Consider the following 21,542-nt stretch of genomic DNA (forward strand, 5'->3'; position numbering starts at 1 on the left):
CTATGTTCGTCCATCAGAAATATGCTGATGCAAACCTACTAGATACTTAAGAGCATCGACTACTTGCAACGCCGTCACGCACTCAACCATCGTTCGGTAATAAAGTCTAAAAACCCCATCCGCACCAGCTCCAATCCAAGCCCCACGCATCATTTTGTGATTTGCGTTCATATTGAGATAGTAGCTGCTTACTTCCTCCACACTATTCGGCGCGATGACCTCACTATAAATGATCAAGCATCGATCAACAGACGAAATCTCAATAGTCCATTTTTGTTCATTACTCGCAACCAGTACTACACCAAGCTCACTTAAGCGGCCTTCAATATTCAGACATTCGCATACTTCTTTTACTAACAACCCAGCACGTTCCAATGTCCCCCTCCCCTCCAAAGCTAAAATTAGCTAGCCACTCGGACACCGACTGGTCAATTGCTACCGACCCTTTACAAATCGATAACTGGCAGCCCTTCATTACACCTTGAAATTAATACAAAATAGACCGCAGCCCACCGACGAAATCACAATAACCCATTATATTAAACTCACGCCGCGTCTATTTTTACTGCCGCCGCACCTTTTAACATCTCGTTTATAAGGCTTGTTGCCGCTCCACTCCCTAGCAGACTCCCCGCATCTTGGGTGGGACTTTCCAGCGCCTGCCTTAGATCTTGGCCCATATACCGTAGAATAGTTTCGGAAACCTCCAACGCGCTGTGATAGCCCACTCCGATGAGGAAAGCGGCTGCACCCGAAGCTCGCGCAAGTTTTTGATCTAGCCTATCCCGCGATACATCACCCCGTGACACTTCGTGAACAGGATCATTTTTTCTTATGATGCCCATAAACTGCTCATCATTGGAGTCGCCCCGTAAAACATCCCATGTTTGGAGAATCTCTACAGGAGACACCGACATATGCCCAACCAAAGGTTCTATGGTATGCAACACTCGACTTTCACTGATATGTGCAATTTGCCATTCAACGCTCGGAATTCTTAACTCCGATTTAATGCCAATTAACCTATCTGCTTTTTCGCCGAAATTATGGACCCCGTTTAGCCGACTGAGCTCATTGAACGGACGGCTACGCTCTATTTTTTTCAGTGGTCCAGAAACATAAAAATCCCCGGCAGCTTGAACGCTACGGATAACTTGCTCTGTCAATACGGGCAGTTTTCGCTCAATCATTAAAGTATGAAAACAATTCAAAGCGTCTTTCTCGGCAACCTCGGCGGCGTCTATGTAAAGGGCTCCAATGTTACCCATCGAGGCGATGGCTATGGCACGCGCCAAACCAGTAACCGTGCTCGATGCATCAGGCTCTCGGCACTCATCGCGCACTTGAGCAAGCGCATCAAAAAAAGCTTCTAGGTCCTTCCCGAAAAGCAATCCACCCTCGACAAACAAACGCCGGGTTAATATCTTCTGGTCTTCGGTTTTTAGATCCCGGATAAGATCAAGTAATATCGCAGCGGCCTCGCCGAGCTCTTGTACAAGCAAGCGTCCTGGATAATATAGAAGTGTTCTTGCAGCGACGGTCTGAGAGAGTGCCAACTCAGCTGTCGTCGTATCCTTTTCAGAGCGTAGAGCTGGATCAACATGAGGTTGTATTGGTTCAGGAAATGACAGAGTATTTTTGCCTGACTGTACGCTAATTAAATCTTTCGATAGCCGTACCAAGGTGAAAGACTCATCCCGTTTAACACAAGCAGGTTCGAGGGAAACATTTGTGATTCTCATAGTAAATTTATGCCTCTCGTGCCCACCACCGAGCTCACAATATCAGCCACGGTTCTCCAGCCCTCAACCTGCTCCGAAAGCAGAGTTATATCGAACACTTGTTCAACAATCATTGTAACTTCTACCATATCTATCGAATCAGCACCCAGATCTTCTACCAATCGTGAACAACCGACCACCTCTTGTTTATTAGCCCTAAAATAGCCTGATAGCAATTTTATCAACTCACGCTCGGCGACCTCCTCACACATAACAAAACTCATAAGTTACCCCACCTTCTAATAACCAATATTTCGTATGTAGCCTCATCAAAAATTCAACATTGCCCTCAACATATCCGCAAACTGATTCAAATGCGCCGACAACGTTTTATTAAAATTGTCATGATAAGAATTGGCATTCGAATACTTCTGCGTAAACGACTGCAGCATGTTCTTCATGCGTTCCTCCTGGGCGTTGAAGCCGGTTTGCCAGGAGTTGAACTTGGCGGTATCCCAGGTCACCGTGCCGCCGCCCGACGGCAGACTGCTTTTCATCGTTGTCAGTGGCCCGGTGTCGATGACGACACACCAAGGACCGTTCGGGGCGGGATTCTGCTTGAGGCAACTCGCAGGTAGGCCCAGTGCCTTGAGCCAGTTTTCCGCCTCTTCCTTAGTGGCACCTGTTTCAGGTGGTTTTGGAAAAAGGATGGCGGCGGCGTTGGGTAGGGAATATTTCGCGATCAGTCTATCCAATGCATTGCGCAACGCGCCCACATTCAACTTGACCTCCTTGCCGTCGTTCGCCCCTTCGATCCAATCCTTCATCATCGCGGTGATTTCGCTGTTGAAGTCGGAAAAGAAGTCCGAATATGCCGCAATGATGTGCTCGTAGCCCGCGAGGTAGCCGTTCTTGATCAGGTCGATCAGTTCGAGCAGCTTGTCGAAGAAGTCGTTCGAGGCGTTGATCGTCGCATCCAAAGTCTCCGCGATCTCACGGGGCTGCTTCTCTTCCAGGTGTTCCTGAAGGGCACGAAGGATTTTGCTGTATTCATCATCCAACTGCTGGCGCTGGCTTTCATCCAAGAGCCCTGTCTTCTGGCTGTGGGTCATCACGGCACCGCACTGGCGCACCTGCACGGCCCACATCTGCGCTCGGTCACGTTTGGCGTGGATCTGTTCGACGAACTCCGCGACGAGGTGTTGTGCTGTGGTCTCGGCGGCCGTGCCTTCTAAAGACTTGGCAATGATTGACGGGCACTTGAGCAAATGACCCAGGCTGCGATTCATTGCGTTCATGGACCGATCGAGCAGATGCGTCAGGGAACTGACCGTTTGACTCTCAGCGGGTACGTCCACAGGCGCCGCTGTATCGGTGATGGCCTCCACGTTCGGCAGCAGAACGATTGGCGAACGAATGGATTGATTGATTTCCATAGACCACTCCCCCCTTACGCCGTCACGGCACGGATAACATCGCTACGCGATTGAAACAGCTGCATCACCATCTCCATCAGTTTCTGCAACAACGCCGCCTCGGCCGCGTCTTTCTGGCCGACCTCATCACTGAGGCTCTTCTGGCTGTTCTGCGCGCTTTGCATCAACACTTCTTTTTCCCGGGCGGCGTGCTCGGTCATCCGCACGGTGTTCGCTACCACCTGGCTCATACTCATCGACATGGCGTTGAGCGCGCGGCCGATTTCCAGTTTCCTTTCGATGCCTTTGCTGCCCATCTGGCTCAACCAGTCGGAGGTTTGGCCAACCTTCTGGGCCTTGAGGATTTCCCCGTCGAACCAGGCCTGCTCCTGGTTCGTCAGTGTCGAGCCCTTGGGTTTGAAGTCGACGGTAGTCGGACGGCCGAAATCATCGAGGGTCTTGACCTTGTAAGTGGTGTCCGGGCTCCACTCATTGCGATTGCGCTCCTGCTTGAGGTCGCGTTCGAGGCTGCCCGCGTCCATGGCGTTGCGTTTATGCAGGTCAATGTCCGCATGCTTCAACGCCTGGCCCTGGAAGGTCTTGACCATGGCGAACCCGGCGATGGCGCCGGACACCACCGCGGCAGTAATGGCGCTGTTCAGCGCCGCCTTGCCGGACTCGACAATGGCCGCGCCTTGGGACTTCGCCGCATCGGAGGCCATGACGCTGAAGTGGCCACGCAGTTGTGCATTGGCGACCCGTGCGATGTTCAGGGCGATGATCGCGGCCACCAGCACGTTGGCGTGTTTCTCCCAGGCGCCCGGGTCGAAAACCAGATCGTTGCGCACATCATCGCCGACCATGGACTTGGCTTCAGAGAAGTCCTCCCGATCCGCTTCGGTGGGCTGATAGGTATTGATCCGGCTTTCCAGCTCCGCAGCAGGAAGGGCTGCGAAGGGGCCGTTCTGGAGTATCTGCTTTGCAGTGATCTGGTCGAGGATCGGCGCCCCCTCCAGGGATTTGCGCTTTGAAAATTGCTCTTGGGCAATCAATTCGCCCAGACCGGCGTCATTGATCCGGTCATGGTCAATGACAGGGGATGCGATTGTGGTTGGAGCGTGAATAGTGTTCATTGTGGATACCTGTTGTCCGTGATTTCAAACATGCCGAACCATCTGCAAGCTGACGGAATGGCTGCGTTGCATATCGGCAAACAAATGCTCGATCTGGCGGGTGCGTTCCTGCATCGCCTGCCCGTAGTTCTCGACCACCTGGGTCAGGTAGGCGCTGATTTCCTCGCTGATCGCCATGCGTACCCGCACATCGGCCAGGTGCACGGCCGCCTGGGCCTGGTGCTGGCCGCTCTTGATTTGCAGCACGCCCTGCACCGCGACATTGCCGAACTCGGTGACGGCCTGGGCGATTTCCAGGTTCGCGGCGTAACGCGCCAGCGTGACGGGATCGGCGCCGTTGGTGATGAAACCGCGCAATTGAGAAAGCAGTTGGGTTAGCGTGTTGCCGACCGAGGTTGCCACTTGCTTCATCGCTTGCATCGCGGCGGGCGTGGCCTGGGCGACCACCGACGCCAGTTTCGAGGCGACGGCGCTGACCATTGGCCCGATCACCTGCACCCCGACCACCGCCACCAACGCGACAGCCGCCAGCGTCGAAACGATGCCCTGGATCATGCCGGCGATTTGCGCGATTTTCTTGGCCTGGTCCTCGTCCACGCCCAGACCGATCAGCAACTTGGTGTAGATTTCGGTGAACAGCTTGATGGCTTCCTGCATGACGGTCGTCAGCGGCTTCATCGCCTCGGCCATGAACGACACGCCAGTCTTGTCCTGGATCACCGAGTCGGCAATCATCACCGCCGCGCCGACCACGCCCACGGCGATGAGCACCGGGTTGGCGGTCAGGACCCCGGCGGCGATTGTCGCGACCGTCAGGATCGCCCCGACGATCTTGCCGATGCAGCCCATGGTTTTTTGCAACGCCTCGGCCTTGCGGACTTCTTCCAGGTATTTTTCCGATTCGCGCTCCATGTGTGCCTGGAGCCTGGCTTGCAACTCTTGGAACAGTTCCTGGCTGAGCTCCTCCTTGTTCTGCGCCGACTCGCCGAGCAGTTCGATGATTTTCAAGCGGTTCAATAGCGCCAGCGCGCTGCTGCTGAGGGCCTTTTCATCGGTTGGCTCGGGAGTCGAGCTGTTGACGCTGAACGCCACCACTTTCGCGAATACCGTGCCCACGGCCTTGGCACAGGCATTGGCAACTTCGACCAGCTTCAGATGCGCATCGGTCGCCACATTGAAGGCTTGGGTATGGTTCGCCACTTCGCCTTTGAGCTGGTCGCGACGGGCCAGTTCCTGTGCATATTCAGGCGATTGAGGGTCCAGTTGCGCCAGTCGCGCCTCGCTTTCATCCAACAGTCCCTGGAAGTGCAAGACCCGATCGCGCAGTTGTTCGAGGTGTTCCTGGCTGCTGCCGACATTGCCCTCGGCGGCCTCCATCGCCTGGACGGCAGCGGTGTATTCAGCCGAGAGATTTTCATGAGCCTGTTGCTTGGCGCCAGCCATGCTCTGCAGCATCGCCAGGCGATTTTTCAGTTTCTTGACGTCGACCTCGCCGATCAGCTCGCTGATCATCGCCATCAATAACGTGAACAGATCGCCGCTGGTTTCCTGTTTATTGCCATCGGCGCGCGGCGCTGGCGGGTGCAATGCGGGCCGACCGGTACTGGCGGCGGACGGGCCCTCGTGGCCTTCGTATTTCACTGACATCAGGTCCGCCAGCGCTTTCTGGCCGGCCTCCTGAAAATCCGCGGTCCTGGCGGCCTTGCTGGCCGCCACGCCGTATTTTTCAAAGGCCTCGCTGCGGCTCATCGCGCCGTGAAGCGCCGGGTTGAAAGTAGTCCTTATTTCACTCATGTTCAGTCCTCCGAACAGTGCTGTTCCATGTGGGCCAAGGTGTCGAGATACACCTTGGCTTGCTCGCGCAGATCGTCTTGCGTGGCTTGCTCAAGCACATACTCGAAACACAACCGGGCCTTGCCGACCTTGCCCAGGGCCAAGTGACATTGGCCGGTGTACAACATCGGTCGGTAGTCGTTTTTGCCTTGGGCGAACGCGATGGCATACAGGTCAATTGCTTTCTGGTGGTTTTGCTTGAGCTGATGCACCGCAGCCAGTCCCATCCAGTAATGGCTGTTGTAGAAGTCGTAGATGCACAGGAAGTGGAAGAACTTCTCGGCATCGTCCAGCCGCCCCTGTTCGTAGAACTGGAAGGCGAAGGCATAGAGACCGTCCATGTGCTCGTCACTGAGGCCTTGCACGTCTTTCAACGCCGCCCCACCGAGCACTGCATCGACGACGTCCAGGGCCACCTGCTCGTCTTGTTTATTATCGCGACTCATCAGCCACACTCCTGAAAAAACGTCAGCGTCGCTGACCGGTGCATTGGGCCAAAACGCCGGCAAGCACGCTGCCAAATTGCGCTCATGCCATGACGAGGCTGCTTTTGTGGCGAGGGAGCTTGCTCCCGCTGGGCTGCGCAGCAGCCCCTCCAAAACGCCACTCAATCCACCTGAAACACCGCGTCGCCAGCCTTTGGGGCCGCTGCGCGCCCCAGCGGGAGCAAGCTCCCTCGCCACAGGGTCAGGTGTCAGGCACAAGTGATGGGCCCTTCAATCGAGCGGAGTCGCACAGCCCTCCTCCCTGGCCACAAAGTCCGTGTCTGGCCTCGTTCGGCCTCAAGCCTGCTCGACCTGCTCAAGCCAGATCAGCAACCGCAGCACCTCCTCGATTTCCTGCACCTGGAGAAAGCTGTAGCGCTGGTGGGTCTTGAAGATCCGTCGAGCCAAGGCAACGTCGTTAACCACCGGCACCCCGACCTCCTTGGCGTACGCCCGAACCGCCAGGGCGCGCTGGTTGGTTTCCATCAGGGAGATAAACGGCAGCAAGGTGATCTCCGGGCGGAAATACACGCCGATGGCAATGTGGGTCGGGTTAGCGATGATCATCCGCGAGCCGCGCACATCGGACTTGACCTGCTCCGACAACAGTTCCATGTGCAAGTCGCGACGGCGGCCCTTGATCTGCGGGTTGCCGTCCTGCTCCTTGTGTTCGCGCTTGACCGAATCCTTGTCCATCATCTGGTCTTTCATGAACAACCAGTATTCGCTGAGGGCATCGAGCACGACGATCAGCAGGACGCAGGCGAGGAATGCCAGCACCAACACCAGCAACAAACGCCCCCAGATCGCGAACAGATCCGGCGCCTGGGCGAACAGTTGGGCGAACAGCAATTGGCGCTGGGTGATCCAGACGATCCACAGCGCCATGGCGAAACTGCCCAGGTACAACAGCGCCTTGACGGTGTCCTTGACGGTGCGCAGGCTGAACAGTTTTTTGAACCCGTTGATCGGGTTCAACGCCCCCAGGTTCAGCTTCAAGGCTTCACTGGCCAAGGCAAACCCGCTTTGCAGCAAGGCCGGCAAGGCACTGGTCAGCACGCACACCAGCAACAACGGCAGCAGCGCCTTGAGGCCGACCAGCACCAGCATCGCCGAGTAGGCTTGCAGCTCGGTATCGAAATCGTTGGCGATGATGCGCCGATAGACCTCCATGATCTCGACCAACGAGCTGTTGAAGACCATGTAGGTGATGCCGCACAAGGTCAGGCAGGTGATGACCAGGTCCTTGGCCTTGAACGTCTGCCCTTTGCGCGCCGCATCCCTGAGGCGCTTGGCGGTGGGTTTTTCAGTCTTCGAGGCGCTTGATGACATGCTCGCCCTCCGCGCTGCCCAGGTACCGCTCCAGCCCGCCCGACGTCCCGCCCATGCGCAGGACCTCATCCGGCAGATGCACGCCGAAGTACAGCATCAGCACCACCAATGCCACCAGGCTCTTGACCGTCAGCGACACCGAGAACGCATTCATCTGCGGCGCATACCGCGAGAGCAAGCCGAGCAACGCCTCACTGACCAGCAAGGTCGCTACCACCGGCGCACTGATGACCAACGTCTTGCTCACCAACGCATCCAGTAATGAATAGAGTGCAGGCAGGTGCAGCTCACAACTGCTCGCTGGCGCGCAAAGGCGATAACTGTGGCCGACGGTTTCGAGCATCAACAACAGGCCGCCACCTTCGAGATACACCGCCGCGGCAAACAACTGGAGAAAATTCGCCAGCTCCGAGGTGTCGACACCGTTGGCCGGATCCACTGTGCTGCTGAGCATGGCCCCGCGCTGGTTGTCGATCAGGTTGCCCATGGCGTGCAACACCCAGAACGGCCAACACAGCAATACACCCAGCAGCACGCCGATACCCGCCTCGCGCAGCAACAGGCCGAGGAACGCCAGGCTGTCGAGGGCGGGCGTGGGCACGCCGACATAGCGCCAGAAGCCCAGCGCCACCAGGACAATCACCGCCTGACGCCCGGCACCGGTGAGCACGCCGCTGTTGAGAAACGGCAACATGAAAAAAATCGGCGCCAGGCGCGCCACGCCCAACACCGCCGCGGCGAACCAGGCGTACAGTTCAAAAAACAGCGCCACCGACATCGGCTAGCTCAACGCCAGGCGAATGACTTCACGACTGAAATCCAGCAAGGTTTCGCCGTACCAGCCCGAAAGCAGGAACAGGCACGCCGCCACCGCCAACAGCTTGAAGCCGAACGGCAGCGTCTGTTCCTGCAACTGGGTCACGGTCTGGATCAACCCGACCACCAGGCCGACCACCGTGGCGACGATGATTGGCCAGGCCACCATCAGCAGGATCAGGTACAGGGTTTTGTTGCCGGCATAGACCAGATCGTTCATCGATGCACCTAGGCCAGCAAGGTCAGGTATTGCTTGACCAGCCCGGTCGACAGCAGCGCCCAGCCGTCCAGTGCAACAAACAACACCAGTTTGATCGGCACGGAAATGATCACCGGGCTCATCATCATCATGCCCAGCGCCAGCAGGATGCTGGAGATCACCAGGTCGACGATCACGAAGGGCAGGTACAGGTAGAAACCGATCTTGAAGGCGCTTTTGATTTCACTCAGCGCATAGGCCGGCAGCAGCGAAAACAGCGAGGGCTCAACCTCTTCATCGGCAGGCAGGCCCGCGTCGACTTCATCCTGGATTGCCTGGGCCCGCTCGAAAAACTGCGCCAGCTCCGGGTCGGTGTACTTGCGCAGGTAATCCTTGTAGCTGCCCAGGCCGTTCTCGGCAAAGTCCACCACCGACGCGATGTCGGTAAAGGTCACCGCCTCGGTCTTGTAGTAGTCATGGCCCTGCTTCATGACCGGCGTCATGACAAAAATCGCCAGCATCAGGGCAATCGCATTCAGTGCCATGTTCGACGGCACCTGCTGCAGGCCCAACGCGTTACGCACGATGACAAAAACGATGGAGAACTTGAGGTAGCAGGTGCCCGCCGCCACCAGGAAGGGCAGCAGCGAAGCGAACGCCAGTAGCACGATCAGCGAAACGTCATTCATCGACACTGGTCCGATAGACCTTGAGCAATTCGACACCCAACTGGCCGTCCAACTGCACCAGTTCCCCCCGGGCCACCGGCTTGCCGTTGGCGCGCACCTCGATATGCCGCGCCGCGTCCTCGGCCAACGGGATCAGTTGTCCGTCGATGATGCGCGACAGCGTTGCCAGGTCGGTTTGATGGCTGGCGAGCAGGAATTCCAGGCGCACCGGCAGCGCGCCCAGGTCGATGGCCGCGTCGGCGTCTGGCGGGTTATCCGGGTTGGCATCGGTCACGGTCGATTGCATCGCTAAGCCCTCTTGGGTAAAGGTGAAATTGCCAAGGTAATGGTCGGCCAGACAGCACCGCTGAGTGCGCTGGACGATGCGCAGGACATCGCCCTCACCCAGGCGCCTGTCGTTGGGAAGTCTCAGGTGAGTGACACCGAGGATCAGCTCCAGGCGCAACGGCAATGCGTCCAGCCATGCGCCGACGCCCACGCGCTCGCTGGCAGCGGGTATCGGCGCCAGTTGCAGGAACCACACGCGCCCCCGAGGGGTTTCGAGCCAGGGCAGCTCGCGGATGGGCAATCGCCCCGGGGCGACGCACGTGATGTCGCCCAGCGCCTGGTATTGAAGCTCGTCTATTTCCAGCGACAAAGGACGCGGCACTGCGCGAAACAATTCGAGGATGTTCATCAACGGTGTTTCCACTTTCAGCAACGACTGCAACGATGGCAGCGCTCGATTCAACCAATCATGGGCCGCGATCAGCCCTTGCCAGTCGCCGCCGTCGACCTGGGCGCAAAAACGCAAATAACTGCACTCCCCTGGCACCTGGCCCAAACCCGCCTCATGACCGGCGCGCCGCCAGCGTTGAATCGCCTGCGCCTGGGCGTGCGCCAATGGCTCGATCCGTCGTAGCTGCAAGGCGCTCATACCGGACGCTCAGCCTGTTCGTCCGGGTCTTCGTCCGGCGTTTGCTGCGAACCCTGGCGCGGCTGCTCGTCGCCACTGTCGGCCAACCGCCAGGCCGGCTCACGAGCCAGCTCGAAAGGCGCCTTGAGTTGCTCCAATACTTGGGCGTTGCTGGGGTTGAGCGTGAAGTTCCGAGCGGGCTCATCAGGCAGCCGAGTAATCGTTACCTGCCCATTGGCCGCCCCTTTGTTGAACGGTACTTGCAGCAGCCCCCGGTTCGTGTCCGGCAGCGCCTCGACCATGACCTCAAGCATCGGCGGCGCGGGCGAAAGCACCGGTAAAGGGATGGCAGCAGGCACAACAGCTGGCGTCGGGCGCACGTCCTGGAAGCCCTGCGGAATTTGAGGCGACTGCTGTTCATCGAGACGGGATGCCGGGCGGGCACGAGGCGCAGTGATAGGCTCGACCGTTAACGGCGCGATCGGCACCGGCGTCGTGGCCTTGGCGACGGCAGAAGCCAAAGGCTGCAGGCGTTGCGACAATGGGTGTTGCGCCAGTTTTTCGAGCTGCGGGTGAAGCGGTGGATAAGCCACGGTTTCCCGGGCGATCAAGGGTTTTCCATCGGGCTCGACCGCCAGCGTATCCTGGACAACCGACCGTGCCTCATCGCCCTCCACCGCCTGCACTTGCTGACCGACACTCAGCGCCTGCCGGGCCAGCGCCCGGGCGGCTTCGATCATGGGTCGCTGAGGCGGCAGGATCAGCGACGCCATCAGGTCCAATACGCCTTGCGGCAGTTCATCCTCTTGCACCGGGACAAGTGGGTCCAGCCATTGATCCAACGAACCTTCGTCGACGGGCTCCAGTGCCTGGATCGGTCGGATGGAAACTGCAAGGACCTGATTCATCGTCGTACCCCAATCATCTCTTCCAGCTCCCGCTCTTCCCGGCGCACCGCCTCTAACCGCTGCACACGCAACAGTTGCTGGACGGAGCGCTCATACGTGTCGTGTTTACGTTGCAGACCACGCAATTGCTCGCGCTGCACCTGCAATTGCTGCTCGACCTGCCGACATTGCTGGTCCACGCGGTCACGCTCGACACGCAACAGATCGATGCGACGACGAATGACCGCCTGGGTTCGCAACAGCGCCAACAACTGGCCGTGATCCATCACGCAGTCGTTCGCCCGATGACTGATCAACAACCGTTGCAGCGCCGCCTCTTGTTCCTCGAAGCCGGACTGCTCCTGCAACAATGGCTGCAATTGCCGCTGGACACGCAACACCGCCTGTTCGCCGCGTTGCCGACGGAACTGACTGAAGGCCAGCAAGCGTCGTCGATCAAGCAATGATTTCATGCAGGCTCCGCTGGGTTTCATCCGGTTCGCTACGTTGCTCCGTCGACTGGCGCAACCATTGGCCGAGGGCCTCGCGACGTTGCAGCGCGTGATCATTGGTGGCGTCCACGCCTGGGCTGTATTCGCCCATGTCGAGAAACACCTGAAGTTGCTCAATCCGCGCCAGGGTGTCCCGGGTCGCGGCCGCCAGTTGCCGAACCTCTGGCGAGGTGACTTGCGTCGCCACCCGGCTGACGCTGCGCAAGACATCGATGGCCGGGTAGTGCCCCTTGGCGGCCAAGGCCCGGCTGAGGTAGATGTGGCCATCGAGGATGGAGCGAATCTCCTCGGCAATCGGGTCCGGCTCGTCGTCACTTTCCAGCAGCACCGTGTACCAGGCAGTGATGCTGCCCGACGCGGTCACGCCCGGACGTTCGAGCAAACGCGGCAAGGCATCGAACACCGAGGCCGGATAACCCCGCCGCGCCGGTGCTTCACCGGCCGCCAAGGCCAAGTCGCGGCGAGCGCGGGCGTAGCGCGTCAACGAGTCCAGCAACAACACCACGCGCCGGCCCTGGTCGCGAAAGTACTCGGCGATGGTGGTGGCCTGCAGCGCCGAGTTGCAGCGATCCACCGAGGAAAAATCCGACGTGGCGTACACCACCACGCAACGGGAATGCTTGGGCGACTGGCGCAGATGCTCGATGAATTCAGTCACTTCACGCCCGCGCTCGCCAATCAGGCCAATGACAAAAACCTCCGCGTCCGTGTGTTCGATCAGCATGTTGATCAAGGTGGTCTTACCGGAACCGGCAGCGGCAAAAATGCCGATGCGCTGGCCGACACCGCAGGTCAGTAAACCGTCGATGACACGAATGCCGGTGCGCAACGGCTCCACCACCGGCCGCCGCTGCTGGTACGACGGCGGGTCGGCATCCACCGCGCAGTCGCGCTGGGCCACCGCTGTCGACGGCGCCAGGCGCTCGACGATAACGCCCTGGGGATCGACCACACTGCCGAGCAAGGCATCACTGCAGGTCAGTTGCAGGGTCGCGCCGGTGGGCACAATCATCGACTCCCGGGACAAGCCTTTCGCCTCGCCCAGCAAACTGAGCAACACCGCGCCAGGCTTGAAGCCGATGACCTGCGCCCGAGCGGCAACCTCGGGCGCGCGCCAATGCCGGCGCACTTCACAGATTTCGCCGACCACCACCTCCCGCAGCGCCGCCTCGATCAATGGACCGCTCAAACGCAAGGGATGGGCCGCGAGCCGTTCCAGGCGCAGGTTCATCGACGCAGGATGTCCAGCAGCGTTTCAATGGCCTGCACGAAGGAATCCAGCGCTTGGGCCAAGTGCTCGGCAGCGTTCAAGGCATAGGCACTGGCCATAAAACGCAACTCCAGCCGCCCCTCGACCTCGCACAAGTGCAATTGCCCGGTACGGGAAAACGGGTTGCCTTCGAGCAGGAACTGCATCAGGTCAAAAGCACAATGATTCATTGACTGGGGCGTCGCTTCGGCGACCGCCGCCCAGACCCACACATCACCTTCCACCTCAGCCACACTGATGTCCGGCAGGTTTTTCATCTGCATTTCTATCGTGCTGTGGCTGTCGAAATGCCCTATTTGACTGTCTACGCAGCCGCTGTGTCGCAGCGCTTCGCGTAACAGGTCGGCGATATCCATCGGTAACATTTGCAGAATTTCCTTAAAGCGTCTTGATGACATTGACCGATACCGTCTCGGAGACTTCGCCGAACGACATCACGTCCAGCTCCCGGAAACGGCCCTCGACCAGTTTCTTGATGTAGCGCCGCACATCGACCGAACACAGCAGCACCATGTCCTTGTGGGCGATGTGCACGCTGTCCAGGCCGACACTGAGGCGGTCCATCAGTTCTTCCGATTCGGCCGGTTCCAGGTTGAGGAAACTGCCGCCCGAGGTTTGCCGGATGCCCCGGCGCACCACGTCTTCGAACTCCGCCGACAACAGCAGCACGCGCAGGTCGTTGCCCTGGGCAAACTTGTTGCTGATGTAGCGGGCCATGGCGCCGCGCACATGCTCGACCAGCGCTAGCACATCCTTTTCCCGGGAGGCCCAATGGGCGAGGGTTTCGAGGATCAGCTTCATGTTGCGCACGGAGATGCGCTCGCCGATCAAGCGCTGCAACACCTCGGCAATCTTCTGCACCGTGACGTGGCGATAGACTTCCTTGAGCAGATCGGGGTAGCGCGCTTCCATTTCATCGAGCAACTGCTTGGTTTCCTGCACGCCGAAAAATTCCTGGATGTTGCGCGCCAGCAACGTGACCAGGCAGCGGTAGCACTCTTCGTCGGCAGGCCGCAGGTGATAGCCCAACTGCTGCACCCGCTCGCGGTCAGCGGAGGTGACCCAGACGCCACCGAGGCGATTGCTGTCGTTACCGCGCACCAGGGCGAAACCCAACGGTTCCAGCTCCGGCGAATAATCCAGCAGGCGCCAGTGATCGAAGTGAATATCGAACTGCTCGGCGCGCACTTCATTGATCAGCACCGCCACTTGATGGACCGGCAGCGCCTCGCTGGCCCGTAACCGCGGCTCGGGAATGCGCAGCCCGTAGTCGACGAAGAACTGGCTGCGAAAGCGCGCCGCCCAACGCTCCTTCTCCAACGCTTGCAGGCGCTCTGGGGGCACCAGCAGCATCAGGGCGATGGTTTCAGTGGCAACGTTGTCGACGTCATCGAGCAATCCCGACTCACCCTGCGCCGCGCCCGGCTCGGCAGGTTCGCTGCGGCTTTCGCCCGGGCCGGCCTGGCGCGAGGCGCGGCGATGGCGCACAAACACCACCAACCCCAGCACACTGGCAATGGAGAGAAACGTCAGCAATGGAAAACCGGGCAACAGGCCCACGCCTATCGCCAGCAACGCGGTGACGCCCAGGACGAACGGGTTGCCGAGCATCTGGGCAAGCATGTTGCGCCCCAGGTTGCTGTCATCGCCGTTGACGCGGGTGACGATGAAGCCCGCGCCGATGGCGATCAGCAGCGCGGGGATCTGCGCGACCAGGCCATCGCCGATGGTCAACAGCGTGTAGGTGGACAAGGCCGTGGACATGTCCATGCCCAATTGCCCCATGCCGATGGCCATGCCGCCGATGAAATTGACGAAGATAATGATGATGCCGGCGATGGCATCGCCCTTGATGAATTTCATCGCCCCGTCGAACGAACCGTACAGCTGGCTTTCGCGCTCCAGCACGCTGCGCTTTTCCCGGGCCTGGGCCGCGTCGATGGCGCCGGCCTTGAGGTCGCCGTCGATGCTCATCTGCTTGCCGGGCATGCCGTCCAGGGAAAAGCGCGCCGCCACTTCGGCGACCCGTTCCGAGCCTTTGGTGATCACGATGAACTGGACAATGGTGACGATGGAGAAAATCACGAAACCCACCACCAGGCTTTCGCCGATCACGAAGTCGCCGAACGACGCGATGATCTCGCCGGCATCGGCCTGGCTGAGAATCAGCCGGCTGGTGCTGATCGACAACGCCAGGCGGAACAGGGTCGTCAACAGCAACAGCGCCGGAAACGTCGAATAGCTGAGGATGCGTTCGATGTAGAACGAACCCATGAACACCAACAACGAGATGACGATGTTCAGGCCGATGAGAAAATCCACCAGCACCGTCGGCAAGGGGATGATCAGCATGGCGATGATCATCACCATCAAGGTGAGGATCAGCAGCTCAGGACGAGCGCCGACACTTCGCAGGAACACATTGAACATTAGGCCTGGCTCCGCGACACGATCATGGCTGACCACCGGACTGGCGCTGTTCGATGCATTCGTGGGCATAGGCGACGTCGGCCAGGCGGGTGAATTGGATCGCCAGGCGTTGTGGCGCCTCTTCATCGGCAAACAGTGGCGGCGGCAGTTGCAGGCTGAGCCGCCGCAGGATTTGCAGCAGCGTCGAACGTTCGCGATGGGCACTGAGCAACACCTGCTCGCCCAACACCCCGAGCAACAGCTGGTCGAGGTCATCGGGGTAGCTCAGCACGCCGAACAGGAACACCAGCCAGTCGGCTTCATGGGGGTTGTGCCGATAGACGAGCGCATCGCCAAGCACGGCGCCGATGAACAGCCCATCGGCCGAACGCAAGCGCTTGAGGTCGGTCACCCGGGTCAGCAACTGGCCAAACTCGATGCGCGAGCAACTCGGGTCCTGGGCGCTGATGTCGGTGAGCAGCGCGGCTTCGATGAAGGCCAGCACATTCATGCGCTGTGCCGGGCCATACAGGGCGATCCAGTCCTGATAGCAGCCGAGCGGGCCTTCGTCGGACTCGAGGAAATCCCGATAGGTCTCGCGTAGCAGGCCGGCCCTGACGACCATGCTCTTGCCGAACATCCTGGCCTTGAGCGCGGCGTTGATCCCCGCGTTCAGGCGATTGGGCGAGCCTTGGGCGACCACCGTCTGCAAGAGGGTTTCGAGGCGCTGGCGGGTGCGGGTTTCCAGGTTGCGGCGGCGTAACAACGCCCGCAACACCAGCGCCAGGTCGCTGTCATCGGGGAACAGGCTGCGCGCCATTTGCAGCAACCAAGCCACGGGTTTGTCCGCCAGCCGCGCCAGGCTCAGCACCTGCCGGGCCTTGGGCACGGTGTCGTCCTCGAGCACGCGTTCGAAGGTGTCGGTCAGGGTCTCGGACTTGAGTTCGAACAAACGCCGGCCACGGAACTGCGTCAGCGCCGCCGACAGCTCGTCGCTGATCTGCACGATGCGCTGGGCCACGGCCGCCGTTGCGCTGTCGTCCTGCGCCGTCTCGGCGTCGACCTGCGGTTGTGGATGTTCAGCGGCCTTCTCGGCATTCAACCTGGCCTGTGCGGACCGACCGCCCATGGAAACTGGGGGCAGGATCATTGCTCGGACATCCGGAAATACATTCGACGCACGCGCTCGTGCTGCTCGGGAGTCAGCAATGGCATGCCCGACTCCACGGGTTCAAAGGCGTCGCGAATCTCCTTGGGCTGAATCAAAAACACCCGCACCGTGTTGGCCGAGCGGCCCTGGCGATAGCTGAACAAGCGGCCGATCCACGGGATCGACCCCAGCACCGGCACGCGTCCGACCTGCTCGCCATGGTCATCGCGAGTGAAGCCGCCCACCAGCAGGCTCTTGCCCTGGGGCACACGTGCCACGGTACTGATGCGCGTACGCCCGACCGTCGGCAAGGCACTCTGCTGCTCACCCCGGCCGGGATTCTCGACTTCATTGCCGTCCTCGATATTGAGCGACATCTCGATCTCGTCGGCCTGGGCGAAACGTGGCAGCACATTCACCAGCGTGCCGTAAGTGATGTGCTGCAGATCGACGCTGCGCTCCCCCACCAGCGGGGCGTAGAAGGTACGGTTGTTGTCGAAGATCGCCGGCACGTTTTCCTGTGTCAGGATCACCGGTCGCGAGACCACGTTCGCCCGCTGGGTGCGCTCCAGCGCCATGACCTGGGTCACGAACGAGGCGCCGTCGAGGGTGGTGGCCGAACCGGCGTTGAGCGAGGCGCTAAATTGCCCGCCTGACTTCACCGCGCCTTGCCAGTTGATACCCAACTGATTGAGTTCGTCCTTGTGCAGATCGATGATCCACAGCGACAGCTCGACATGGCGTTTCGGCGTGTCCAGGGCATTGACCAGGTTCTCGATAAAGCGCACCTGCTCGGGCAGCCCCTTGACCAACAGGCTGTTGGTGTCCGGGTAAGCGACCACACGAATGTTGCCGGCGGCCACCTCGCGCGCAATGATTCGCGGTGCCGTCGGGTCCTGGTCCGAAGAGGTGTTCGCCAGGCCTTCGAGGGGAAACACCGGCATCGAGCCCTGCGGCCGCTGGGTGGAGGATTGGGCCACCGACGATTCAACCTGCCGCTTCTCGCCGCGCAACAGGTCCTCGATCACGGTGGCCAGCCCGGGAATGGTCACCTTGTCATCGCGTAGCTCGTATTTTCGGTCGCTGACGAAGGTGTTGCGCACATGGATGACGCCAATCTGCTGCTTGCCCAGCAACAGCTCCGAACGCTGGTTGTCCATCAGCCCGGCCGCTTGCACCACCAGGTCGACATACATCGGCGGGCCCGACACATGGAACGTCCGCAGTCCGTCGTGACGCAGCGGATAACGCGCATCGTGCAAGCCTGAACGGCCGAGGAACGCCTGGAGCTTGGCGACGGTGAGGGTTTGGAGCGACATCATCGCGCTCTTGATTTCCGAGGCGTCATACAGGTAGATCGCCTGGCCATCGCTGTACCAGATCAACCCCATCTGTGCGCTGACTCGCTCGAATGTCCGTTGCGGCGTGCGCAGGTCGAATGTCCCGCCAATGCGCTTGGCCGCCGCGGCCTTGCTGACGATCACCGGCTTGCCCAATGACCCGGACAGCTCGCTGAAAAAGGTCCGCGCGCTCTGTTCGCGAGCCTCGAAGGTATAGACATCGGCCCTTGCGGCACCGGATGCGAGCAGCATCACAGCGCTAAGGCAGACGAATAAAAGGGATGGGGATAACGCTTGGCGGCTCATCGACTCACTTGCCTGGAAGGTAGGTGATATCCGCCAGGCTGCTGGGTGCGAAGCCCACCAGTTCGCGGATCTCCTTGGAAAAATGTGACGACGAAGCAAAGCCGAACTCCAGCGCGACATCGGTCAACGAGCCGTCCTGAAGACTCATGTTCAACAGCGCCTGGGCCGTGCGCCAGCCACGCAAGGCCGGTTTGGCGGCAGAGCCCAGGGCTTGGCGACAGAGCCTGCGAAAATGCGAAACCGATACGCCGTAGCGTTGCGCCAGCGTGTTCAGTTTTTCGCTGTGGGTGCCTTGCTCCAGAAGGAAACGCACGAGCCCGTAGCTCTCGTGATGACGCAGCAGGTGGGCGACCGCGTGATAGGCCGGCGTGCCGCTCATCGCTTGGCCGATGTACCAGCGTTCGAGCCGTTGCGGCGAGCGGACGGTTTCTCCCGCCACCGGCAACAGGGCCCATGGCTCCGCGTGCAGCCGTTGCCCGGCATCCACCAGGGCATCGCTCATGTCCAGGAACGCCTGCAGCTTGACCAGCGTCGCTTCGCAAACCGGCGTGACATGCAACTCACCGCCACAGAAGCGCAGCGAATCGCTCTGCACCACCAAACCCTCCCAACCGACGGGCAGGCAGTGGCTGCGGCCCAACCTCCCGGCGCTCAGTTGAACCGGGGCCCGGGCCACGCGCAGGTGCAGCACGCGTTCGCCCAGATCAGGCAATGCCGTGGCGAGAATGGATGTGTCCTGCATGCCGTCTCCTTTGCTACGTGGCGTTGGAAGGACCGACAGGATGAAAGACACGACGCCTGGAATCTTGATGGGAAGGTGATGAGGGCTCGGCTGGCATATGCCTTGCACCATTACTGCTCATCGGCGCCGGTGCCAAAGGCCAAATGAGTGCCAGACTGATTAAGTGGAAGGTGATGCACGATGAATGAAGTTCCAGCCAACCCCCTGGCCTGGGTCAACGGCAGCGATGCCCCGGAAAAGAGCGCGGTCAACCTCGGCTTCATGGCCTTGAGCGACTGTGCCCCGGTGGTGGTGGCCGCCACCCAGGGCTTCGCCCAACCCTACGGCTTGACCCTGAATCTCAAGCGCCAGGCCTCCTGGGCCAACCTGCGGGACAAGCTGGTCAGCGGTGAAATCGACGCCGCCCACAGCCTGTATGGCCTGGTCTATGCGGTGCACCTGGGCATTGGCGGGGTCGCGCCGACCGACATGGCGGTGCTGATGGGGCTGAACCAGAACGGCCAGAGCATCAACCTGTCCCATGGCTTGCAGGCCCAAGGCGTGACCAGTCCTGAAGCACTGGAACGGCACGTGCACCAAACTCGCCCGAAACTGACCTTCGCCCAGACCTTCCCCACTGGCACCCACGCCATGTGGCTCTATTACTGGCTCGCCGCCCAGGGCATCCACCCCTTGTCGGATGTCGACAGCGTGGTCGTACCGCCACCGCAAATGATCGCGCACCTGCAAGCCGGGCGCATCGACGGGTTTTGCGTCGGTGAGCCCTGGTGCGCCAGCGCGGTGAAACAGAACCTCGGCTTTACCCTGGCGACCACCCAGACCATCTGGCCCGACCACCCGGAAAAAGTCCTGGGCTGCACCCGTGCGTTCGTCGAGCAATACCCCAATACCGCCCGGGCGTTGGTGATGGCCATTCTCGAAGCCAGCCGTTTCATCGAACAAAGCAGCGAAAACCGTCGCAGCACCGCGCAACTGTTGAGTGCACCGCAATACCTCGACGCCCCGCTGGACTGCATCGAGCCGCGCCTGCTGGGCATCTATGCCGACGGCTTGGGCAACAGCTGGCAGGATCCCCACGCGATGCGCTTCCATGGCGACGGCGAGGTGAACCTGCCGTACCTGTCCGACGGCATGTGGTTCATGACCCAGTTCCGTCGCTGGGGCTTGCTGCGCGAAGACCCGGATTACCTGGCCGTGGCCCGGGACGTCCAGCAACTCACGCTGTACCGCGAAGCCTGCGCGGCACTGGACATTGCGTCCCCGAGCCAGGACATGCGCAGCAGCCAACTGATCGACGGCACCACCTGGGACGGCTCGGACCCGGCCGGGTACGCCCGCAGCTTCAAACTGCACGCCTTGAGCGATGCGGCTCCCCTTCTCGCCAGCCGCTGACAGGAGCCACGACCATGCTGCGTATTCTGCTGATCAACGACACCGCGAAAAAAGTCGGCCGTCTCAAGGCTGCCCTGATCGAAGCCGGCTTCGAAGTGATCGACGAATCCGGCCTGACCATCGACCTGCCGGCGCGCGTCGAAACGGTGCGTCCGGACGTGATCCTGATCGATACCGAGTCACCCGGACGCGATGTGATGGAGCAAGTGGTGCTGGTCAGTCGCGACCAACCACGCCCGATCGTCATGTTTACCGACGAGCACGACCCCAATGTAATGCGCCAGGCGATCAAGTCGGGCGTCAGCGCCTACATCGTCGAAGGCATCCACGCCGCGCGCCTGCAACCGATCCTCGACGTGGCCATGGCCCGCTTCGAAAGCGACCAGGCCCTGCGCGCCCAACTCCTGGCCCGGGACCAGCAACTGGCCGAACGCAAGCGCATCGAACTGGCCAAGGGCATGCTGATGAAGATGAAGGAATGCAACGAAGAGCAGGCCTACACCCTGATGCGCCGCCAGGCCATGAGCCGCCAGCAGAAACTGATCCAGGTGGCGGAGCAGATCATTGCCATGAATGAGCTGCTCGGCTGAAAGCCTTGTAGCGCCTGGCCTGCGCCCATCGCGAGCAGGCTCGCTCCCACAAGAGACTGCGCTCCACCTGTGGGAGCGGGCTTGCTCGCGAAAGCGATCTTACTTCCAACATTGATATCGACTGACCCACCGTCTTCGCGAGCAAGCCCGCTCCCACAGGGTTTGCGGGGTGAGCACGACATTTGCGAACAACCATAATCCCTGTGGGAGCGAGCCTGCTCGCGAAGGCCCCCCCTTACCTCACAGGTTGGCACAGATCTCGCTTAAGCAACCCCACAGGTAACCAACGGCGGTTGCCCCACCTACGACAAAGACGTCGCACACCCTCCTTGCCTCTCTGGCGATCCGGGTTGCGGCGTTTTTTTGTTTTGGCCCTTCGGGGCCGGTGGTGCGACCACAGGCGGCGCACTGCTCTAAGCACTGACT

At 60.3% G+C, this 21,542-nt stretch carries 22 protein-coding genes; 2 read left to right on the top strand and 20 right to left on the bottom strand.

All coding sequences use genetic code 11. The features are described 5' to 3' along the window. The 20 genes from J3P88_RS21145 to J3P88_RS21240 all read right to left on the bottom strand — a co-directional run bounded on the left by J3P88_RS21145 (window position 1) and on the right by J3P88_RS21240 (window position 19,134). Window positions 1–375 carry a hypothetical protein gene (locus J3P88_RS21145; protein WP_434571436.1) on the bottom strand — a complete coding sequence of 125 codons (375 nt, stop codon included), beginning with the start codon at window positions 373–375 and terminating at the stop codon, window positions 1–3. A 170-nt stretch (window positions 376–545) separates the two neighbouring features. After that, complete coding sequence (locus tag J3P88_RS21150; RefSeq protein ID WP_434571438.1) at window positions 546–1,742, bottom strand: hypothetical protein; 1,197 nt, start codon at window positions 1,740–1,742, stop codon at window positions 546–548. After that, window positions 1,739–2,005: a phosphopantetheine-binding protein gene (locus J3P88_RS21155; RefSeq protein WP_434571440.1), complete on the bottom strand. Its 267-nt coding sequence runs from the start codon at window positions 2,003–2,005 to the stop codon at window positions 1,739–1,741. Before J3P88_RS21155 ends, J3P88_RS21150 begins: the two co-directional genes overlap by 4 nt. Before the next feature lie 45 nt (window positions 2,006–2,050). Beyond that, entirely contained in the window at window positions 2,051–3,157 is a 1,107-nt protein-coding gene (locus J3P88_RS21160) for an IpaD/SipD/SspD family type III secretion system needle tip protein (RefSeq protein ID WP_434571442.1), read from the bottom strand. Between the two features lie 14 nt (window positions 3,158–3,171). Then, complete coding sequence (locus tag J3P88_RS21165) at window positions 3,172–4,269, bottom strand: cell invasion protein (RefSeq protein ID WP_434571444.1); 1,098 nt, start codon at window positions 4,267–4,269, stop codon at window positions 3,172–3,174. A 24-nt stretch (window positions 4,270–4,293) separates the two neighbouring features. Continuing rightward, window positions 4,294–6,063 (bottom strand): type III secretion system translocon subunit SctE, encoded by a 1,770-nt coding sequence (gene sctE / locus J3P88_RS21170; RefSeq protein ID WP_434571446.1) that lies wholly within the window; start codon window positions 6,061–6,063, stop codon window positions 4,294–4,296. Window positions 6,064–6,065: 2 nt separating this feature from the next. Further along, window positions 6,066–6,548, bottom strand: coding sequence for a type III secretion system translocator chaperone SicA (gene sicA / locus J3P88_RS21175; RefSeq protein WP_186705284.1), 483 nt, complete (start codon window positions 6,546–6,548; stop codon window positions 6,066–6,068). Between the two features lie 336 nt (window positions 6,549–6,884). Next, window positions 6,885–7,919, bottom strand: a complete 1,035-nt coding sequence (locus J3P88_RS21180; protein WP_434571447.1) for an EscU/YscU/HrcU family type III secretion system export apparatus switch protein — start codon at window positions 7,917–7,919, stop codon at window positions 6,885–6,887. Further along, entirely contained in the window at window positions 7,894–8,697 is an 804-nt protein-coding gene (gene sctT / locus J3P88_RS21185) for a type III secretion system export apparatus subunit SctT (protein ID WP_434571449.1), read from the bottom strand. The genes J3P88_RS21180 and sctT overlap by 26 nt, the downstream gene beginning before the upstream one ends. 3 nt (window positions 8,698–8,700) lie before the next feature. Next, a complete protein-coding gene (locus tag J3P88_RS21190; RefSeq protein ID WP_014337351.1) occupies window positions 8,701–8,955 on the bottom strand; it encodes an EscS/YscS/HrcS family type III secretion system export apparatus protein in 255 nt (84 codons plus the stop codon). Window positions 8,956–8,963: 8 nt separating this feature from the next. Then, window positions 8,964–9,623: an EscR/YscR/HrcR family type III secretion system export apparatus protein gene (locus J3P88_RS21195; protein ID WP_434571451.1), complete on the bottom strand. Its 660-nt coding sequence runs from the start codon at window positions 9,621–9,623 to the stop codon at window positions 8,964–8,966. After that, on the bottom strand, window positions 9,616–10,539 hold the full coding sequence (locus tag J3P88_RS21200; protein WP_434571453.1) for a FliM/FliN family flagellar motor switch protein: 924 nt from the start codon (window positions 10,537–10,539) through the stop codon (window positions 9,616–9,618). The genes J3P88_RS21195 and J3P88_RS21200 overlap by 8 nt, the downstream gene beginning before the upstream one ends. Next, window positions 10,536–11,426: a SpaN/EivJ family type III secretion system needle length determinant gene (locus tag J3P88_RS21205; protein ID WP_434571455.1), complete on the bottom strand. Its 891-nt coding sequence runs from the start codon at window positions 11,424–11,426 to the stop codon at window positions 10,536–10,538. Before J3P88_RS21205 ends, J3P88_RS21200 begins: the two co-directional genes overlap by 4 nt. Next, the gene (locus tag J3P88_RS21210; RefSeq protein WP_434571457.1) at window positions 11,423–11,878 is read right to left on the bottom strand and encodes a type III secretion protein; all 456 of its coding nucleotides are present in this window, start codon (window positions 11,876–11,878) and stop codon (window positions 11,423–11,425) included. The genes J3P88_RS21205 and J3P88_RS21210 overlap by 4 nt, the downstream gene beginning before the upstream one ends. Further along, window positions 11,862–13,148: a type III secretion system ATPase SctN gene (gene sctN, locus J3P88_RS21215; protein WP_434571458.1), complete on the bottom strand. Its 1,287-nt coding sequence runs from the start codon at window positions 13,146–13,148 to the stop codon at window positions 11,862–11,864. The genes J3P88_RS21210 and sctN overlap by 17 nt, the downstream gene beginning before the upstream one ends. Next, window positions 13,145–13,552 carry an Invasion protein B family gene (locus J3P88_RS21220; protein ID WP_434571460.1) on the bottom strand — a complete coding sequence of 136 codons (408 nt, stop codon included), beginning with the start codon at window positions 13,550–13,552 and terminating at the stop codon, window positions 13,145–13,147. Before J3P88_RS21220 ends, sctN begins: the two co-directional genes overlap by 4 nt. 13 nt (window positions 13,553–13,565) lie before the next feature. After that, a complete protein-coding gene (locus J3P88_RS21225; RefSeq protein ID WP_434571462.1) occupies window positions 13,566–15,617 on the bottom strand; it encodes an EscV/YscV/HrcV family type III secretion system export apparatus protein in 2,052 nt (683 codons plus the stop codon). Between the two features lie 22 nt (window positions 15,618–15,639). Further along, a complete protein-coding gene (gene sctW / locus J3P88_RS21230) occupies window positions 15,640–16,746 on the bottom strand; it encodes a type III secretion system gatekeeper subunit SctW (protein ID WP_434571464.1) in 1,107 nt (368 codons plus the stop codon). After that, window positions 16,743–18,338, bottom strand: coding sequence for a type III secretion system outer membrane ring subunit SctC (gene sctC, locus J3P88_RS21235; RefSeq protein WP_434571466.1), 1,596 nt, complete (start codon window positions 18,336–18,338; stop codon window positions 16,743–16,745). Before sctC ends, sctW begins: the two co-directional genes overlap by 4 nt. Window positions 18,339–18,396: 58 nt before the next feature. After that, window positions 18,397–19,134 (bottom strand): helix-turn-helix domain-containing protein, encoded by a 738-nt coding sequence (locus tag J3P88_RS21240; protein WP_434571468.1) that lies wholly within the window; start codon window positions 19,132–19,134, stop codon window positions 18,397–18,399. 180 nt (window positions 19,135–19,314) lie between these two features. Here J3P88_RS21240 and J3P88_RS21245 point away from each other — a divergent pair, with 180 nt between their 5' ends. Further along, window positions 19,315–20,526, top strand: coding sequence for a CmpA/NrtA family ABC transporter substrate-binding protein (locus J3P88_RS21245; protein WP_434571470.1), 1,212 nt, complete (start codon window positions 19,315–19,317; stop codon window positions 20,524–20,526). A 14-nt stretch (window positions 20,527–20,540) separates the two neighbouring features. Beyond that, a complete protein-coding gene (locus J3P88_RS21250) occupies window positions 20,541–21,116 on the top strand; it encodes an ANTAR domain-containing response regulator (protein ID WP_003199539.1) in 576 nt (191 codons plus the stop codon). Window positions 21,117–21,542: the final 426 nt, after the last annotated feature.

This window comes from Pseudomonas sp. Z3-6, assembly GCF_051131985.1.
GTDB lineage: Bacteria > Pseudomonadota > Gammaproteobacteria > Pseudomonadales > Pseudomonadaceae > Aquipseudomonas > Aquipseudomonas zanjanensis.

Coding starts and splice junctions, on each gene's coding strand:
- J3P88_RS21150 (WP_434571438.1), bottom strand. CDS start 1,742: ATGAGAATCACAAATGTTTCCCTCGAACCTGCTTGTGTTAAACGGGAT.
- J3P88_RS21155 (WP_434571440.1), bottom strand. CDS start 2,005: ATGAGTTTTGTTATGTGTGAGGAGGTCGCCGAGCGTGAGTTGATAAAA.
- J3P88_RS21160 (WP_434571442.1), bottom strand. CDS start 3,157: ATGGAAATCAATCAATCCATTCGTTCGCCAATCGTTCTGCTGCCGAAC.
- J3P88_RS21165 (WP_434571444.1), bottom strand. CDS start 4,269: ATGAACACTATTCACGCTCCAACCACAATCGCATCCCCTGTCATTGAC.
- sctE (WP_434571446.1), bottom strand. CDS start 6,063: ATGAGTGAAATAAGGACTACTTTCAACCCGGCGCTTCACGGCGCGATG.
- sicA (WP_186705284.1), bottom strand. CDS start 6,548: ATGAGTCGCGATAATAAACAAGACGAGCAGGTGGCCCTGGACGTCGTC.
- J3P88_RS21180 (WP_434571447.1), bottom strand. CDS start 7,919: ATGTCATCAAGCGCCTCGAAGACTGAAAAACCCACCGCCAAGCGCCTC.
- sctT (WP_434571449.1), bottom strand. CDS start 8,697: ATGTCGGTGGCGCTGTTTTTTGAACTGTACGCCTGGTTCGCCGCGGCG.
- J3P88_RS21190 (WP_014337351.1), bottom strand. CDS start 8,955: ATGAACGATCTGGTCTATGCCGGCAACAAAACCCTGTACCTGATCCTG.
- J3P88_RS21195 (WP_434571451.1), bottom strand. CDS start 9,623: ATGAATGACGTTTCGCTGATCGTGCTACTGGCGTTCGCTTCGCTGCTG.
- J3P88_RS21200 (WP_434571453.1), bottom strand. CDS start 10,539: ATGAGCGCCTTGCAGCTACGACGGATCGAGCCATTGGCGCACGCCCAG.
- J3P88_RS21205 (WP_434571455.1), bottom strand. CDS start 11,426: ATGAATCAGGTCCTTGCAGTTTCCATCCGACCGATCCAGGCACTGGAG.
- J3P88_RS21210 (WP_434571457.1), bottom strand. CDS start 11,878: ATGAAATCATTGCTTGATCGACGACGCTTGCTGGCCTTCAGTCAGTTC.
- sctN (WP_434571458.1), bottom strand. CDS start 13,148: ATGAACCTGCGCCTGGAACGGCTCGCGGCCCATCCCTTGCGTTTGAGC.
- J3P88_RS21220 (WP_434571460.1), bottom strand. CDS start 13,552: ATGTTACCGATGGATATCGCCGACCTGTTACGCGAAGCGCTGCGACAC.
- J3P88_RS21225 (WP_434571462.1), bottom strand. CDS start 15,617: ATGTTCAATGTGTTCCTGCGAAGTGTCGGCGCTCGTCCTGAGCTGCTG.
- sctW (WP_434571464.1), bottom strand. CDS start 16,746: ATGATCCTGCCCCCAGTTTCCATGGGCGGTCGGTCCGCACAGGCCAGG.
- sctC (WP_434571466.1), bottom strand. CDS start 18,338: ATGCTGCTCGCATCCGGTGCCGCAAGGGCCGATGTCTATACCTTCGAG.
- J3P88_RS21240 (WP_434571468.1), bottom strand. CDS start 19,134: ATGCAGGACACATCCATTCTCGCCACGGCATTGCCTGATCTGGGCGAA.
- J3P88_RS21245 (WP_434571470.1), top strand. CDS start 19,315: ATGAATGAAGTTCCAGCCAACCCCCTGGCCTGGGTCAACGGCAGCGAT.
- J3P88_RS21250 (WP_003199539.1), top strand. CDS start 20,541: ATGCTGCGTATTCTGCTGATCAACGACACCGCGAAAAAAGTCGGCCGT.